Annotated in this window: 14 protein-coding genes and 1 tRNA gene; 7 read left to right on the forward strand and 8 right to left on the reverse strand. The window is 63.1% G+C overall.

Translation table 11 applies throughout. The features are described 5' to 3' along the window. Positions 1 to 121: 121 nt before the first annotated feature. The 3 genes from blaOXA to AC0L2M_RS16215 all read right to left on the reverse strand — a co-directional run bounded on the left by blaOXA (position 122) and on the right by AC0L2M_RS16215 (position 1902). Complete coding sequence (gene blaOXA / locus AC0L2M_RS16205) at positions 122 to 946, reverse strand: class D beta-lactamase (protein ID WP_473535335.1); 825 nt, start codon at positions 944 to 946, stop codon at positions 122 to 124. A 124-nt stretch (positions 947 to 1070) separates the two neighbouring features. Next, a complete protein-coding gene (yidD, locus tag AC0L2M_RS16210) occupies positions 1071 to 1448 on the reverse strand; it encodes a membrane protein insertion efficiency factor YidD (protein ID WP_023801045.1) in 378 nt (125 codons plus the stop codon). Positions 1449 to 1455: 7 nt separating this feature from the next. After that, positions 1456 to 1902: an iron-sulfur cluster assembly scaffold protein gene (locus tag AC0L2M_RS16215; RefSeq protein ID WP_128172297.1), complete on the reverse strand. Its 447-nt coding sequence runs from the start codon at positions 1900 to 1902 to the stop codon at positions 1456 to 1458. Positions 1903 to 2142: 240 nt separating this feature from the next. Between AC0L2M_RS16215 and folE the strand changes: the two genes are divergently transcribed. The 3 genes from folE (at position 2143) to AC0L2M_RS16230 (ending at position 4440) form a co-directional block, all read left to right on the forward strand. Next, positions 2143 to 2778, forward strand: a complete 636-nt coding sequence (gene folE / locus AC0L2M_RS16220) for a GTP cyclohydrolase I FolE (RefSeq protein WP_473535336.1) — start codon at positions 2143 to 2145, stop codon at positions 2776 to 2778. Positions 2779 to 2916: 138 nt separating this feature from the next. Continuing rightward, on the forward strand, positions 2917 to 3387 hold the full coding sequence (hisI, locus tag AC0L2M_RS16225) for a phosphoribosyl-AMP cyclohydrolase (RefSeq protein ID WP_023801042.1): 471 nt from the start codon (positions 2917 to 2919) through the stop codon (positions 3385 to 3387). An 84-nt stretch (positions 3388 to 3471) separates the two neighbouring features. After that, positions 3472 to 4440, forward strand: a complete 969-nt coding sequence (locus tag AC0L2M_RS16230; protein WP_473535337.1) for a patatin family protein — start codon at positions 3472 to 3474, stop codon at positions 4438 to 4440. A gap of 45 nt (positions 4441 to 4485) precedes the next feature. On the opposite strand, the gene recJ is transcribed toward AC0L2M_RS16230, so the two are convergent. The 5 genes from recJ to AC0L2M_RS16255 form a co-directional block, all read right to left on the reverse strand. Continuing rightward, positions 4486 to 6270, reverse strand: a complete 1785-nt coding sequence (recJ, locus tag AC0L2M_RS16235) for a single-stranded-DNA-specific exonuclease RecJ (protein WP_473535338.1) — start codon at positions 6268 to 6270, stop codon at positions 4486 to 4488. Positions 6271 to 6331: 61 nt separating this feature from the next. Next, the gene (gene glpX / locus AC0L2M_RS16240; RefSeq protein ID WP_473535339.1) at positions 6332 to 7315 is read right to left on the reverse strand and encodes a class II fructose-bisphosphatase; all 984 of its coding nucleotides are present in this window, start codon (positions 7313 to 7315) and stop codon (positions 6332 to 6334) included. Positions 7316 to 7457: 142 nt separating this feature from the next. Continuing rightward, positions 7458 to 8771, reverse strand: a complete 1314-nt coding sequence (locus AC0L2M_RS16245; protein WP_473535340.1) for a homoserine dehydrogenase — start codon at positions 8769 to 8771, stop codon at positions 7458 to 7460. Positions 8772 to 8818: 47 nt separating this feature from the next. Further along, positions 8819 to 10036, reverse strand: coding sequence for an LL-diaminopimelate aminotransferase (locus AC0L2M_RS16250; RefSeq protein ID WP_077383891.1), 1218 nt, complete (start codon positions 10034 to 10036; stop codon positions 8819 to 8821). Positions 10037 to 10115: 79 nt separating this feature from the next. Next, complete coding sequence (locus AC0L2M_RS16255; RefSeq protein WP_473535341.1) at positions 10116 to 10433, reverse strand: hypothetical protein; 318 nt, start codon at positions 10431 to 10433, stop codon at positions 10116 to 10118. Between the two features lie 172 nt (positions 10434 to 10605). Between AC0L2M_RS16255 and AC0L2M_RS16260 the strand changes: the two genes are divergently transcribed. From AC0L2M_RS16260 to AC0L2M_RS16275, 4 genes are all read left to right on the forward strand, one after another. Further along, positions 10606 to 12441 (forward strand): PHA/PHB synthase family protein, encoded by a 1836-nt coding sequence (locus tag AC0L2M_RS16260; protein ID WP_473535342.1) that lies wholly within the window; start codon positions 10606 to 10608, stop codon positions 12439 to 12441. A gap of 213 nt (positions 12442 to 12654) precedes the next feature. Continuing rightward, positions 12655 to 13911: a YcbK family protein gene (locus AC0L2M_RS16265; protein WP_473535343.1), complete on the forward strand. Its 1257-nt coding sequence runs from the start codon at positions 12655 to 12657 to the stop codon at positions 13909 to 13911. Positions 13912 to 14100: 189 nt separating this feature from the next. Next, positions 14101 to 14175, forward strand: a tRNA-Glu gene (locus AC0L2M_RS16270). Between the two features lie 166 nt (positions 14176 to 14341). Further along, a complete protein-coding gene (locus AC0L2M_RS16275; protein ID WP_473535344.1) occupies positions 14342 to 15136 on the forward strand; it encodes a hypothetical protein in 795 nt (264 codons plus the stop codon). The last annotated feature ends 14 nt before the right edge of the window (positions 15137 to 15150 follow it).

The raw sequence follows: 15150 nt of genomic DNA on the forward strand, positions 1-15150 counted from the left end.
GCATGTCGCCCAAAAGTGTGCAGCGGTTTTTGGCCGACGACATGCATAAAGTAAAAAGCCGGATGCGTCCGGCGGCAGTCTTTTATGGGCAGATTTTCGTGCCGTAAAGGCGAATGGCCAATCACTTGCTCCTGTCGACGAGATTCGGCAGCTCTTTCAGGAACATCATCCGCGCCTGAGGCCCCTTCGGCGTATCGGAACGTTTCGTATCGATTACCAGGCGGGCAAAGACGATGCTGCGCGCATCCTTGTTCGCCCAGCCGACAAACCAGCCGAGCGAGCGCTTCTCGGCGCTTTCGCCAAGCCTGGTGGTCCCGGTCTTGCCCTGGACCGTCCAGCCACCTGACCGGAAGGTCGGCAAGATCGCCCTGGTCATCGCGTGGGCCTTGTCCGAAACCGGCAGTTCGCCGGCAACCAGCCGGCGCATGAAATTCACCTGTTCGACCGGCGATATCTCAAGGGAAGAATTCACCCAGGACCGGGTGAGGCCATCATTCCTGCCGGGAGTGCCGGCAACATCGGTGTTGCCGTAGTCGAATTTCGAGACGTAGCCGGCAAACCGCTCGCTGCCGAGCCGGCGGGTGATTTCCTGCGAAAACCACAGCACCGAGTCCTTTTCCCAGATCGTCGGGTCGACGGTTTTCTGGTCCCGCTCGACCGCCTTGAACTCGGGCTTGTAGCCCCAGGCCGGCGTGTGCTCGTCGCTCAGGATTCCCGCGTCATAGCCGATCAGGGCCAAGGGGACCTTGAAAGTCGAGGCGGGACTGAAGCGCTGGTCGCAGACCCCGTCCCGATACAGCGTTTCACCGCTTGCAGCATCCAGGATCAGCGTGCATTCGACCTCCCCCAGCGGCGCCGATTGTGCGCGGATCGGAAAACCAAAAAGCCAGGCCAGAAGGTAGATAACCAAGGCGAAAACGAATGGACGGCGGTCTATCTGGCGCATTGGCAATCTCTCCTGATGGCTATCAGGAGCGGCTTAGCGAGGCGTCTTGTCTCGATTTTGTCTTAAATGCGCAACGTGCGGTTAACCCTAGCAAATCGTAAAGATCCTGCTCTGGTTGCAGAGCTTACGCCCCACCGGCATCAGTTTCCGGATCACTGCGCTTTTTCCCGATCCGCCAGTACCGCCAGGGTGTGAACCAGACATAGCGCTCGGCCAGCACCTCCGGCACCCGGTCGATGCCATGCGTTCCGCCCGGCCCGCAGCGCAGCACGCGGAAAAAACCCAGCCAGCCGCCGGCCCATAGCCCATGGCGGGCAATCGCTTCGTGCGCGTATTCGGAGCAGGTCGGCAAATGCCGGCAGGAATTGCCGACAAAGCCGGACAGCGTCAGCTGATAAAAACGCACGAGCGAGGTGCCCAAAATTCGGCCGGGCGTCTTGCGCCAGGGACCTGGCCAGTTGCGTGTGTATCGCGGCCTCTGATGGGTGTGATCCGTGGCCATTTGACGGCTACGCCGCTTGTTCGGCGCGCTTCTTCTCGATCTGGCCGATCGCGTCGACCACCGCATCGAAGGTCAGCATGGTCGAGGCATGGCGCGCCTTGTAGTCGCGCACCGGCTCGAGATATCTGAGGTCGGCGAAGCGGCCTTGCGGCGGCGCGCCGTTTTCCTTCAGCATCTTCAGCATCGTCTCGCGAAGGCTGCGCAATTCATCCGCGCTGGCGCCGACGACATGCTGCGCCATGATCGAGGACGACGCCTGGCCAAGCGCGCAGGCTTTGACGTCATGGGCGAAATCGGTGACGATGCCGTCATCCATCTTCAGATCGACGGTCACCGTCGAGCCGCACAGCTTGGAATGCGCACGCGCGGTTGCATCGGGATGGTCGAGCCGGCCGATCCGCGCGATATTCCCGGCAAATCCCAGAATTTTCGCATTGTAGACGTCGTCGATCATATTTTTCCAATCCGTCGCCGCGGAGCGAACAGCGATTGCCGCAGACGGCCTTCCTTTCGCTCGCAACGATCATATATAATGCTGGTACTCGGGTATGGACAAGGCGACCAACGACCGCGTCCCTGCTCAATTCACTTCACGCCGCTTACGGGCTGGAAACAGGGCACGTTTCTAACACCCGAAAGGTCGTGGTCCGTTCAACTCGTTCCTCCTGAGAGGGGAACTACGGGAGACGCCTTTATGGATGCCGTCATCAAGAAATTCATGCCCCCTTCCGCCTATATGGAAAAGCTGGTCACCGATCGGCCGACCGAAGCCGAAGCCGAGGCCGCGGTTCGCACGCTGTTGCGCTGGACCGGCGACAATCCGGACCGGGAGGGCCTGGTCGATACGCCAAAGCGTGTGGTGAAGGCCTATCGCGAAATGTTCGGCGGTTACGACAAATGCCCGGCCGAAGAACTCGGCCGCACCTTCGAGGAGGTCGCCGGCTATGACGATCTTGTTCTCGTCAAGGATATAACGTTCCATTCGCATTGCGAGCACCACATGGTGCCGATCATCGGCAAGGCGCATGTCGGCTATCTGCCGGACGGCAAGGTCGTCGGCCTGTCCAAGATCGCCCGCGTCGTCGATATCTTTGCCCAGCGCCTGCAGACCCAGGAAGCGATGACCGCACAGATCGCCGGCGTCATCCAGGATGTGCTCAATCCGCGCGGCGTCGCCGTCATGCTCGAAGCCGAGCATATGTGCATGGCCATGCGCGGCATCCGCAAGGAAGGCTCCACGACGCTGACCTCGACCTTCACCGGCGTCTTCAAGGACACGCCCGAGGAACAGGTCCGTTTCGTCACCATGGTGCGCGGCGGCAGGGGCTGAACGAGCCTCGCCGGCCGCCAGCCATGGTCGCGAGAAATGAGAACCGGTTCTCGGATCAGATCATGGCCAAACAACAAGACAGAGCCTCGCCCGTTCCGATCCGATCGTGCTCGGCGAGGCTCTGAACAAGGACCGGCGATGTCGGCAGTGGAATTTCCGAAAGCTCCATCAGACAAGAAAGCACTGGAAGAAAGCACGGTCTTTTCGCCGCGCTTCGATGCCGGCGGCCTGGTCACCGTCGTCGTCACCGATGCCGAAGACGGCATGCTGCTGATGGTCGCGCATATGAACGCCGAGGCGCTGGCGCTGACGCTGGAAACCGGCATTGCCCACTACTGGTCGCGCTCGCGCAGCGCTCTGTGGAAGAAGGGCGAAACGTCCGGGAATGTCCAGAAAATCGTCGAGATGCTCACGGATTGTGACCAGGACGCAATATGGTTGCGCGTCAAAGTGATGGGCCATGACGCAACCTGCCACACCGGCCGGCGTTCCTGCTTTTATCGGACGGTGGGACTGATCGACGGCAAGGGGACGCTTGCCAACGATGGCAGCAAGCCGCTGTTCGATACGCAAGAAACGTATCGAAAGCCTCATGAACCATCTATTTGAACCATTCGCCGAACTGCAATCACGTATATTCATGATTTCGATACGGCCTGCCGATAATTTAGCCGCGGGACAAGGGAGATTGTGATGCTCGAATGGGCGTCATTGCATAACAGACCAGACGTTCGGGAGGCGAATGGCCTGTCATCGTCCGCCGGTGCATCCGAAAAGAGCCCCGCCAGGAAAACAGGCATTTCGCTGGCGCTGGGCGGCGGCTGCGCGCGTGGCTGGGCCCATATCGGCGTGCTGCGCGCGCTCGACGAAGCCGGCATCGAAGTGTCGATGATCGCCGGCACCTCGATCGGCGCGCTGGTCGGCGGCTGCTATCTTGCCGGCAAGCTGGATGAGCTGGAAGAATTCGCCAGAAGCCTGACCAAGCGGCGCATTTTTGGTCTTCTCGATCTCAACCTGCGCGGCAGCGGACTGTTCGGCGGCATGAAGCTCGATGCACGGCTGCGCGAGCACATGGCCGGCATCCGTTTCGAGGATCTGCCAAAACCTTTCGTCTGCGTCACCACGGAGATCCGCACCGGCCATGAAATCTGGCTGTCGGGCGGCTCGCTGATCACCGCCATGCGCGCCTCCTACGCCCTGCCCGGCGTATTCGAACCGGTCAGTTGCAACGGTCGCGTGCTGGTCGACGGTGCGCTGGTCAATCCGGTCCCGGTCTCGGTCTGCCGCGCCTACGAGCAGCCGCTCGTGGTCGCGGTGAACCTTCACTACGATCTGTTCGGCCGCGCCGCCGTCATCAAGCACAGCGCCGGCGAACTGGTCGTCGAGAAGGACGCGCCAAGGCCCGGCCTGATCGACACAGGGCACCAGTACCAGACACGGCTCGGCATCACCGGAGTTATGGTCGAAGCCTTCAACATCATCCAGGATCGCATTTCGCGGGCGCGTCTTGCCGGCGACCCGCCTGATATGTCGCTGCAGCCAAAACTCAGCCATATCGGCCTGACCGAATTCCATCGCGCCGACGAGGCGATCCGCATCGGCTATCTGGTGACGATGGCGCAGATCGACGAGTTGGCCCGCCTGCAGGCGGTTCTCGCCTGAAGCGCGACCCGAACTGAAGGTCCGCGCAGAAAACGGAAGCTATCCTCAGGCGCGCGCGGCATCGACGATGCGGAACTGCACCGTGCGGTTGCCGTTCCAGTGATTGCCCGACAGCGAACCGGCGACATGCACCGGCTTGCCCCTGTTCTTGAACAGGAATTCGCCGAGCGCCGTATCGACGGCGCGAAACGCGATCGCCTGGATGCGTCCACCGCTCTCCGACTGCAACTCGGCGCGGATGTGATTGGTGCCGACCGGCCTCGCATCGGCAAGGCGATGGCGCGGCAGCGCGAAGACCGGTGCGACATGCCCGGCGCCGAACGGGCCGGCTTTCTCCAGTGCATCGAGCAGGCCAAGCGTCGCGCCTTCGGCGGCCAGCGCGCCGTCGATCGCCAGGCTTTCCTCGCCTTGCAGCCGGAACACCTCGGCCGCCGCTCGTTCCTCGAAGAAGGCCCTGAGCGCGCCAAGTTTCGCCCGCTCCACCGTGATGCCGGCCGCCATGCCATGGCCGCCGCCCTTGACGATCAGCCCGGCAATGGCCGCCTCGCGCACCAGCCGGCCAAGATCGAAGCCCGACACCGAACGGCCGGACCCGGTGCCGACACCATTGGCGTTGAAGGCGATGGCGAAAGCCGGCCGGCGCGCATGGTCCTTGAGCCGCGAGGCCAGCAGGCCGACGATGCCCGGATGCCAGTTGGAGCTGGCGGTGACGACGATGGCCGGGCCATTGCCGCCGGCAAGCTCGGCATCGGCCTCGACGCGGGCCGCGGCCAGCATTTCCAGTTCCATCTGCTGCCGCTCCTGATTGAGCCGGTCCAGCGTCTCGGCGATGGTGCGGGCCTCGACGGGATCGTCGGTGGCGAGCAGGCGGCTGCCGAGTGCTGCGTCGCCGATGCGCCCACCGGCGTTGATGCGCGGGCCGATCAGATAGGCCAGATGAAAGGTGCTAACCGGCTCGCCGATGCGCGAGACCCGCGCCAACGCCGCCAATCCTTCGTTCCTCTGCTGGCGTGCGATCTGCAGTCCCTTGACCACGAAGGCGCGGTTGACGCCGGTCAGCGGCAGCACGTCGCAAACGGTGGCCAGCGCAACGAGGTCGAGCAAGCCGAGCAGGTCCGGCGGTGCGGCATCGGGCAACCGGCCGCGCAGGATCCTCGCCGTCTGCACCAGCGCCAGGAAGACGACGCCGGCGGCACAAAGATGGCCCTGCCCCGAAAGGTCGTCCTCGCGATTGGGATTGACGACCGCAACCGCTGCCGGCAACGGACCGCCGAGTTGGTGGTGGTCGAGCACCACGACATCGGCGCCGGCAGCGTTCGCCGCGTCGATGGATACGGCGCTGTTGGTACCGCAATCGACGGTGACGATCAGCGTCGCGCCGCGCGAGACGAGTTCGCGCATCGCTTCCGGATTGGGGCCGTACCCTTCGAAGATACGGTCCGGTATGTAGATCTCCGCAGGCACCGAGAAATGCGTGAGGAACCGCTTGAGCAGCGCCGACGAGGCGGCGCCGTCGACATCGTAGTCGCCGAAGATCGCCACCTTTTCCCTGGCAACGACTGCCCCGGCGATGCGGGCGGCGGCCTTGTCCATGTCGGTCAGCGACGCCGGGTCCGGCAAAAGATCGCGGATGGTCGGATCCAGGAACCGCTCGGTCTGCTCGGCGGTCACGCCGCGCCCGGCAAGCACGCGCGCAACGATGTCCGGCACGCCATAGCCTTGCGCTATGGCAAGCGCAGTCATGTCCTGCCGCTCGGTCAACCGGTGCTCCCAGGAAACACCTGATGCCGACTGCCTGACATCGAGGAAGATACGGTTTTCGCCCGTCATGCGACGCGCCGTCTGCGGATTGTCATTTCTCACAATATGCGACGGCCAGCCGAGTCGGGAATCAAAACTTTTCCAGATCCTGGTGCCTGGCCCTGATCTCGCGCACGGTGCGCGACGACGAGCGCAGCACGATCGTATGCGTGGTGATAAAATTGCGGCCGAACTTGACGCCGGCCAGCATGTTGCCGTCGGTCACGCCGGTTGCCGCGAACAGCACGTCGCCGCGCGCCATGTCTTGCGCGCGGTAGACCCGCTTCGGATCGAGGATGCCCATCTTCGCCGCGCGCGCCAGCTTTTGCGGCGTGTCGAGGATCAGCCTTCCCTGCACCTGGCCGCCGGTGCAACGCAACGCTGCCGCCGCCAGCACACCCTCCGGCGCGCCGCCGGTGCCGAGATAGATGTCGATGCCGGTTTCGTCCGGATCGGTGGTATGGATGACGCCGGCGACGTCACCATCGCCGATCAGCCGGATCGCAGCGCCCGTGGCGCGCACCGCCTCGATCAGCGCGCCATGGCGCGGCCGGTCGAGGATGCAGGCGGTGATCTCCGACACCGCCACGCCCTTGGCCCTGGCCAGGCTGGCGATGTTTTCGGCCGGCGCGGCATCGATGTCGATGACGCCGTCCGCATAACCCGGGCCAATGGCGATCTTGTCCATGTAGACGTCGGGCGCGAACAGAAGGCTGCCCTTTTCCGCAATGGCGATGACCGCCAGTGCATTGGGCAGGTTCTTGGCGCAGATCGTCGTGCCTTCGAGCGGATCGAGCGCAATATCGACCGCCGGGCCTTTGCCGGAGCCGACCTCTTCGCCGATATAGAGCATCGGCGCCTCGTCGCGCTCGCCTTCGCCGATCACCACCGTGCCGTTGATGGCGAGGCGGTTGAGCTCTTCGCGCATCGCGTCGACCGCGACCTGGTCGGCGGCCTTTTCGTCGCCGCGTCCGCGCAATCTGGCTGCCGCAACGGCGGCGCGTTCGGTGACACGCACCAGTTCCATTGTGAGTATCCGGTCAAGGCCGGCGACGATGTTCTGGGCAACGTTCATCGGTGGACAATCCTCGTTGGCACATTGCCTCCCGCCAGAGGCGCGCCGGTTGTGTCAAAGCTCCATGACAACAGCAAGACCTCTGCGGGTCTTTTTTGAAAACACAACGATATCAATCGATTGAAGGAGAAAAGCGATATGCCTATTCCGCCCGCTCGATGCGGATGACCTGCGGCTTGTCGGTCAGATGATCGTCCCTGGTGATGCCGTCGACGGCCTTGCGGACCGCCGCTTCCGTCGTCTCGTGGGTGACGAGAATCACTGTCTTCTGCAAGGCGGTATCCGGCCCGGCGGCGTGCTGCACGATCGATTCCAGCGAAATCTCGTTGTCGGCCATGCGCTTGGCGATGGCGGCAAAGACCCCGATGCGGTCATGCACGGTCAGCCGGATGAAATAGCCGCCCGCATGGCTGCGCATCTGCGCCTTCTTGTACGGCCGCAATTCCTTCGTCGGCAGGCCGAACACCGGACCGTGCTGGAAGCCGGGCCGGCTCTTGGCGATGTCGGCAATGTCGCCGACCACCGCCGATGCAGTGGCGTTGCCGCCGGCACCCGGACCGGAGAGCAAAAGCTCGCCAAGGATATCGGTTTCGATGGCCACCGCATTGGTGACGCCGTGCACCTGCGCGATGACCGAGGCCGTCGGCACCATGGTCGGGTGCACGCGCTGTTCGATACCGCTTTCCGTGCGCTGGGCGACGCCGAGCAGCTTTATCCGGTAGCCGAGATCGCCGGCCGCGCGGATGTCGGCCTGGCTGATGTTGGAAATGCCTTCCATGTAGATGTCGTTGGCGGCAATCCTCGTGCCGAAGGCAAGGCTGGTCAGGATCGACAGCTTGTGCGCGGTATCGTGGCCCTCGATGTCGAAGGTCGGGTCGGCCTCGGCATAGCCCAGCCGCTGCGCATCTTTCAGGCAGTCGTCGAACGACAGGCCCTCGGCTTCCATGCGGGTCAGGATATAGTTGCAGGTGCCGTTGAGAATGCCGAAGACGCGGGTCACCGAATTGCCGGCCATCGCCTCGCGCATCGTCTTGATGACCGGAATGCCGCCCGCCACCGCCGCCTCGTAATTGAGCAGAACACCCTTCTTCTCGGCGGTCTCGGCCAGCGCCACGCCATGCTTGGCGAGCAGCGCCTTGTTGGCGGTGACGACGTGGCGGCCGGCTTCAAGCGCCGCTTTCACCGATGAATGCGACGGCCCTTCGTCGCCGCCGATCAGTTCGACGAAGACATCGATCTCGGCGGTCTGCGCCATGGCTACCGGATCGTCGAACCACTTGGCCGCGCCGAGATCGACGCCGCGGTCGCGTTTGGGATCGCGGGCCGAAACGGCCGACACGACGACCTCGCGGCCGCATTGCCGAGTCAGTTCCGCCGCCTTGTCGCGCAGCACGCGCGCCACCGAAGCGCCGACAGTGCCGAGACCGGCGATTCCAACACGCAACGCTTCAGCCATGTCCGGCGACGCCCCTCAAGAATTTGGTCGATGTGATCTGTGGCAACTCAACGATGCGCGGCGAGCGGCACCACATTGTTGGGCTGTTTGGCGCTGGACGCCAGGAAGCGCTTGATGTTGCGCGCCGCCTGCCGGATCCGGTGCTCGTTCTCGACCAGCGCGATGCGCACATGATCGTCGCCATGCTCGCCGAAGCCGACGCCCGGCGCCACCGCCACGTCGGCGTGCTCGATCAGAAGCTTGGAGAATTCGAGCGAGCCGAGATGCTTGAACGGCTCCGGGATCGGCGCCCAGGCGAACATCGACGCCGCCGGCGCCGGGACGACCCAGCCGGCGCGGCTGAAGGCGTCGACCATGACGTCGCGGCGCTTGTGGTAGATGTCGCGCACTTCCGCGATATCGGCGCCGTCGCCGTTGAGCGCGTGCGCGGCAGCCACCTGGATCGGCGTGAAGGCGCCGTAGTCGAGATAGGATTTCACCCGCGTCAGCGCCGAGATCAGCCGCTCGTTGCCGACGGCAAAACCCATGCGCCAGCCGGGCATCGAAAAGGTCTTCGACATCGAGGTGAACTCGACCGCCACGTCGATCGCGCCCGGCACCTGCAGCACCGAGGGCGGCGGATTGCCGTCGAAATAGATTTCCGAATAGGCAAGGTCAGACAGGATGATGATGTCGTTCTTCTTGGCGAAGGCCACCACCTCCTTGTAGAAATCGAGCGAGGCGACCTGCGCCGTCGGGTTCGACGGATAATTGAGGATCAACGCCAGCGGCTTCGGGATCGAATGGCGGATGCCGCGCTCCAGCGCCGGAATGAAGCCGTCGTCCGGTTCCACCTGCAACGAGCGGATGACGCCGCCAGACATGATGAAGCCGAAAGCGTGGATCGGATAGGTCGGATTTGGGCACAGGATCACGTCGCCGGGCGCGGTGATCGCCTGCGCCATATTGGCGAAGCCCTCCTTCGAGCCCAGCGTCGCCACCACTTGCGTGTCCGGGTCGAGTTTCACGCCGAAACGGCGGGCATAGTAATTGGCCTGGGCGCGGCGCAGGCCCGGAATGCCGCGCGACGATGAATAGCGGTGCGTGCGCGGGTCGCGCACGACCTCGCACAATTTGTCGACGATGGCCTTGGGCGTCGGCAGGTCCGGATTGCCCATGCCAAGGTCGATGATGTCGGCGCCGCGCGATCGGGCACTGGCCTTCAGCCGGTTGACCTGCTCGAAGACGTAGGGCGGAAGCCGGCGGACCTTGTGAAATTCTTCCATGTCGTTTCCAGTGGTGGGTTCAATTCCAGACGGTCAAAGTGGTTTTGGCAAAGGTGGTTGTCGGTCGCGCGATATAATCCTATTTGCAGGTAGGGTCGAGGGCGGGATCGCATTTGGCTTCGATCTGCTTCAGCGCATCGGCGCCGTGCAGCTTCGCCAATGTGTTCAGCGCCGCCGGGTTCGCGACCTTGACCGCGCCGCCCTTTGAGCCCTGCGCCTGTGCCTCCGCCTTCAACTGGGCGAGCTTGGCGTTCTTTTCCGCCTCGGTGAATTGCTCCGCCGCCGCCTGCGGCGGGATATTCAGGTTCGGATAGGTGCCGGTGTTCTTCGGCCCGTCGGTAGCCGCGACAGGCGTGGCGCCCTCGACGTTGGTGCTCGAACAGCCGGCGATCGCCAAAAAGACGACCGCCGCGCCTGTGCGGCAAAAACGACCAGTGCCAGAAAAAACAGTTTTGCCAGTATCAGTCGTCATATTGTTTCCCGGGCAGCCAAGATAGAGCGCGTTGGACCCTGTTGGATGTGCCATGATACTATGTCAAGAAAACGCTTCGGGAGGAACCCCGCGAACCATGTCCAAAACACGCGATTCGGGCAAAGCGGAAGATGACCGGCCTTCGACCGTCGAGCAATATCTGGTCAAGGATCCGGAGCGCTTCGCCTTGAACATGGCCCGCATGATCGAGCAGGCCGGCAAGGCGGCTTCCGCATGGGCCGAGCCGCGCGAGAAAGGCGAGGTGCGCGATCATGTCGCCGAGCCGGTCGTCGATATGGTGAAAACCTTCTCCAAGCTCAGCGAATACTGGCTTTCCGATCCGCAGCGCGCGCTGGAGGCGCAAACGCGGCTGTTTTCCGGCTACATGACCGTCTGGGCCAACTCCATCCAGCGCCTCAGCGACGGCGGCGAAGACGCCGAAGGCGCGTTCAAGCCCGAGCCCGGCGACAAGCGTTTCCAGGACCCGGAATGGGGCCGCAACGCTTTCTTCGATTTCCTCAAGCAGGCCTATCTCGTCACCTCACGCTGGGCGAACGAGCTGGTCGAGCACGCCGACGGCCTGGACGAGCACACCCGCCACAAGGCCGGTTTTTACGTCAAGCAGGTGTCCAACGCCATTTCGCCGTCGAATTTCATCCTGACCAACCCGGAACTGTTTCGCGAGACCATCGCTTCGAATGGCGAAAACCTGGTGCGCGGCATGAAGATGCTGGCCGAGGACATCGCCGCCGGCAAGGGCGACCTGAAACTGAGGCAGGCCGACTATTCGTCCTTCGAGATCGGCAAGAACCTGGCCACGACACCCGGCAAGGTGGTGGGCCGCAGCGACGTCGCCGAGATCCTGCAATATGACCCGGCGACCGAGACCGTGCTCAAGCGGCCGCTGCTGATCTGCCCGCCATGGATCAACAAATTCTACATTCTCGATCTCAACCCGCAAAAATCCTTCATCCGCTGGGCCGTCGAGCAGGGCCACACCGTCTTCGTCATCTCCTGGATCAACCCGGACGAGCGGCACGGCACCAAGAGCTGGGAGGCCTATATCAGAGAGGGCCTGCAATACGGCCTGGACACGATCGAAAAGGCCACCGGCGAACAGGACGTCAACGCCGTCGGCTATTGCGTCGGCGGCACGCTTCTGGCGGCCGCCCTGGCGCTTTTGGCGCAGGAAGGCGACCACCGCATCAAATCGGCCACTTTCTTCACCACGCAGGTCGATTTCACCCATGCCGGCGACCTGAAAGTGTTCGTCGACGAGGAGCAGGTCGCGGCCGTCGAAAAGGCGATGAACGAGAAAGGCTATCTCGACGGCACCAAGATGGCGACCGCCTTCAACATGCTGCGCTCGGGCGACCTGATCTGGCCCTATGTCGTCAACAACTACATGCGCGGCAAGGATCCCCTGCCCTTCGACCTGCTCTACTGGAACGCCGATTCGACCCGCATGGCCGCAGCCAACCACTCCTTCTACCTGCGCAATTGCTATCTCGAGAACAGACTTTCGCAAGGCGAGATGGAACTGGCGGGCCGCGTCGTCTCGCTGAAGGATGTCACCATCCCGGTCTACAACCTCGCCTCCAAGGAAGACCATATCGCGCCGGCGCTTTCGGTGTTTCTCGGTTCGAAATATTTCGGCGGCGAGGTCGACTACGTCCTGGCCGGCTCCGGCCACATCGCCGGCGTCGTCAATCCGCCGGCTGCGCAGAAATATCACTTCTGGACCGGCGGCAAGCCAACCGGCGACTTCAACGAGTGGCTCGCCAAGGCCACCAACCATCCCGGCTCCTGGTGGTCGCACTGGCAACGCTGGATCGAGGCCAAGGACGACACCCGCGTGCAGGCCCGCAAACCCGGCAAGCACATGAAAACCCTGGGCGATGCGCCAGGCACCTATGTCAAGGTGCGTGTGTAACCTTCTGTAATGTGTGGTGAGTTGACGCGCCGGTAAAAGAGGGCGAAATGGTGTCGTCAACCCTTAAGCATTCCCGATTCTTCTCTAGCCGTCGAATTACTCTGGGGCTTGCGGATTTGACACAGGTCTCGTTTCCGTTCGGGGACAAGGATTTATTGCGGCGAGACGTTTCGGTGCCGCCAATGAAGTACCGACCGGACATCGAGGGGGAATTTGGTTTTGAAATCAGCAGGATCGCGCCTCGCGAAGGGAGAAAGCCGCGCCATTGCGGCCGCGCTTTTCTCCGTGCTCCTAGCGTCCTGCACCTCGGCCGGCGACCCATCCCTGTCCGTCGGCATGCCCGGCTACAATGCCTCGGCACCGGACACGGCCTCCGGCAGCCAACAGGTCACCACTGATTCATCGTCGCAGATGACGACTTCACAAATGACGATGACCGCCAAGGGCGACGCAAGCCTTCCTGAGCAGGTCGCTCATGTGCCAGCGGTTAAGCCGGGGGCGCAGGCCCCCCAGGGAGGCGCCAAATCGGATGCCGGCTTCCCCGTCCCGGCCAAAGCGGGCGCAGAGGCGGCTGCGGGCCAGACGCCGCAGCCACAGGCGGCGCAGACGGTTGAACAGGCCGACGCTGCTGCGCAGAAGACTGAAACCGCCGATGCCGGCACGGCCGCGCCGAACTCCGCCGCGCCGGCGATGAGCAACCCGGTCTATGTGACCGCCGCAGAGCCGCAGGCCTATGCGCCGAAGAAGAAGGGGTTCCTCGCCTCTTTGTTCAGCACGCCTGCCTCGGCAGCACCTGCCCCGCAGGCCAGCAACAGGTCGGGCGAGCAGCCGCCGGCGGCGCAGCCCAAGGCCGCTCAGCCCAAGGCGGCTCAGCCCAACGCGGCGGCAAAACCCGCCATCACCCTGGCCTCGGCCAAATCAGCTGAAAAGCCGGTGCAACTGGCTTCGCTCGGCGATACCAGCCGTTTCACCGATGACGCGCTGCCTGGCGTGCGCAAGACCGCGCTTTTCGAGATCAAGCGCAAATCCGGCCTCGACGACGACAGCGACGTCGATCTGAACGAGGATGAAGGCGGCGCCTATCAGGTGGCATACGCTCCCGGACTTGCCCGGCTGGCGCCCAACGGTCTTTTGAAGCAGACCGAGAATGTCGACGTTGCCTGCCTGAAACCTTCGCTGGTCCGAGTGCTGAAGACGATCGAGGGCCACTACGGCAAGAAGATGATCGTCACCTCCGGCTATCGTGACCCGGCCCGCAACCGCCGCGCCAACGGCGCCAAGAATTCGCTGCACATGTATTGCGCCGCCGCCGACATCCAGGTTCCAGGCGTCTCGAAAGCGCAGCTGGCAAGCTACATCCGCAGCATGCCAGGGCGCGGCGGCGTCGGCACCTACTGCCATACCGAATCCGTCCACATCGACGTCGGTCCCGAGCGCGACTGGAACTGGCGCTGCCGTCGGCGGCGGTAACGGCTGGTTCTCCCTCTCGTCCATGCAACGCCCGCCGTGTGCCGTCTCAGGACGGCATACGGTGCCGCGTCGAACCAGGGAAATCGCCGAAAATGCGCGGTTTTGCGGTCACCGAAAAAAGTTGTCGCAGGTAGCGGCAGACGGGTTGCCGGTTTGGTGCAACGCAACTATAAGCGCTCACATCTGAGCGCGCCCATCGTCTAGCGGTCAGGACACCGCCCTTTCACGGCGGTAACAGGGGTTCGATTCCCCTTGGGCGTACCATCAATTTCAAGCACTTAGCAAACAATGCCAGCGATGCGTCGAATATGCATCGAATAAACGCCCGCGAATTTCCGTGAACAGATTCGGCGTGAGCCGGGACTCTTGTTGCTTTCCAATAGTTTCCTGCGACTGTCGCAATCCCTTAACACCATACGGGCGGGTCCGCATGACATGGGTGATTGGAGCTTCCTCCGTCTTTGGCGTTGGCCTGCTCGTCTCGGACGTCAGGGTTTCGCTTCGGAACGGCCAGCGCCGCGACATGCTCAGGAAGGTCTACGCCCTCGGCCCGTACTTTGGGCTAGGATTCGCCGGCTCGGTAGCCTGCGGTTTTGCCATCTGGGAGGTTCTGCAGAGCCGCTACAGCGTGGCAACGCCACCGGGGAAGGCGTACGAGCCCGAAGCAGCGGCAGTGGGCATCCAGCGCATCGCGCGCGAGGTGTTCAGGCGCCAGCCCGCCGCTGAGCGTGATGTCGGCTGCCAGCTGCTCTTGGTGGGCTGTTCATTCAAACGCGACATGGGCTGGCCTGGCGCTACGCCCATCGCCATCATCCGCATGGTGGCGCCGCATTTCGTGCCACACGCTGCTACGCGAGATCTCTTCGCTGCTCTCCATATCGGCTCCGGGTCCAAGGTCCGCGAGTACAAAAGGCTGGTCCGAACCTATTTCCGTGAACCGGGCGCCACAATCAGTATGCAAGCAAGCGAGGGCTGGTCACAGATGATGGCGCTGTCTCTCAGCCTCGAAGTTTCTGACCATCCAGTGGATGGTGTTAGCCCGCATTTACACTTCATGACGATCAGGAAGGGTGAAATTGCACTCAAGACCAACGAGATCAGTACGACCGACAAGGATGGCACCGAAACGAGGCGCCTGAAGATGCCTAAGGTCGCGGAGAACTACTCTGCCTTCGTGGAGATGGTGAACGCCGCTGGGAACGAGGCCGGCGGCGCTATTGCTTGACTGTTCAACTACGG

The sequence above is a fragment of the Mesorhizobium sp. WSM4806 genome (genome assembly GCF_055811635.1).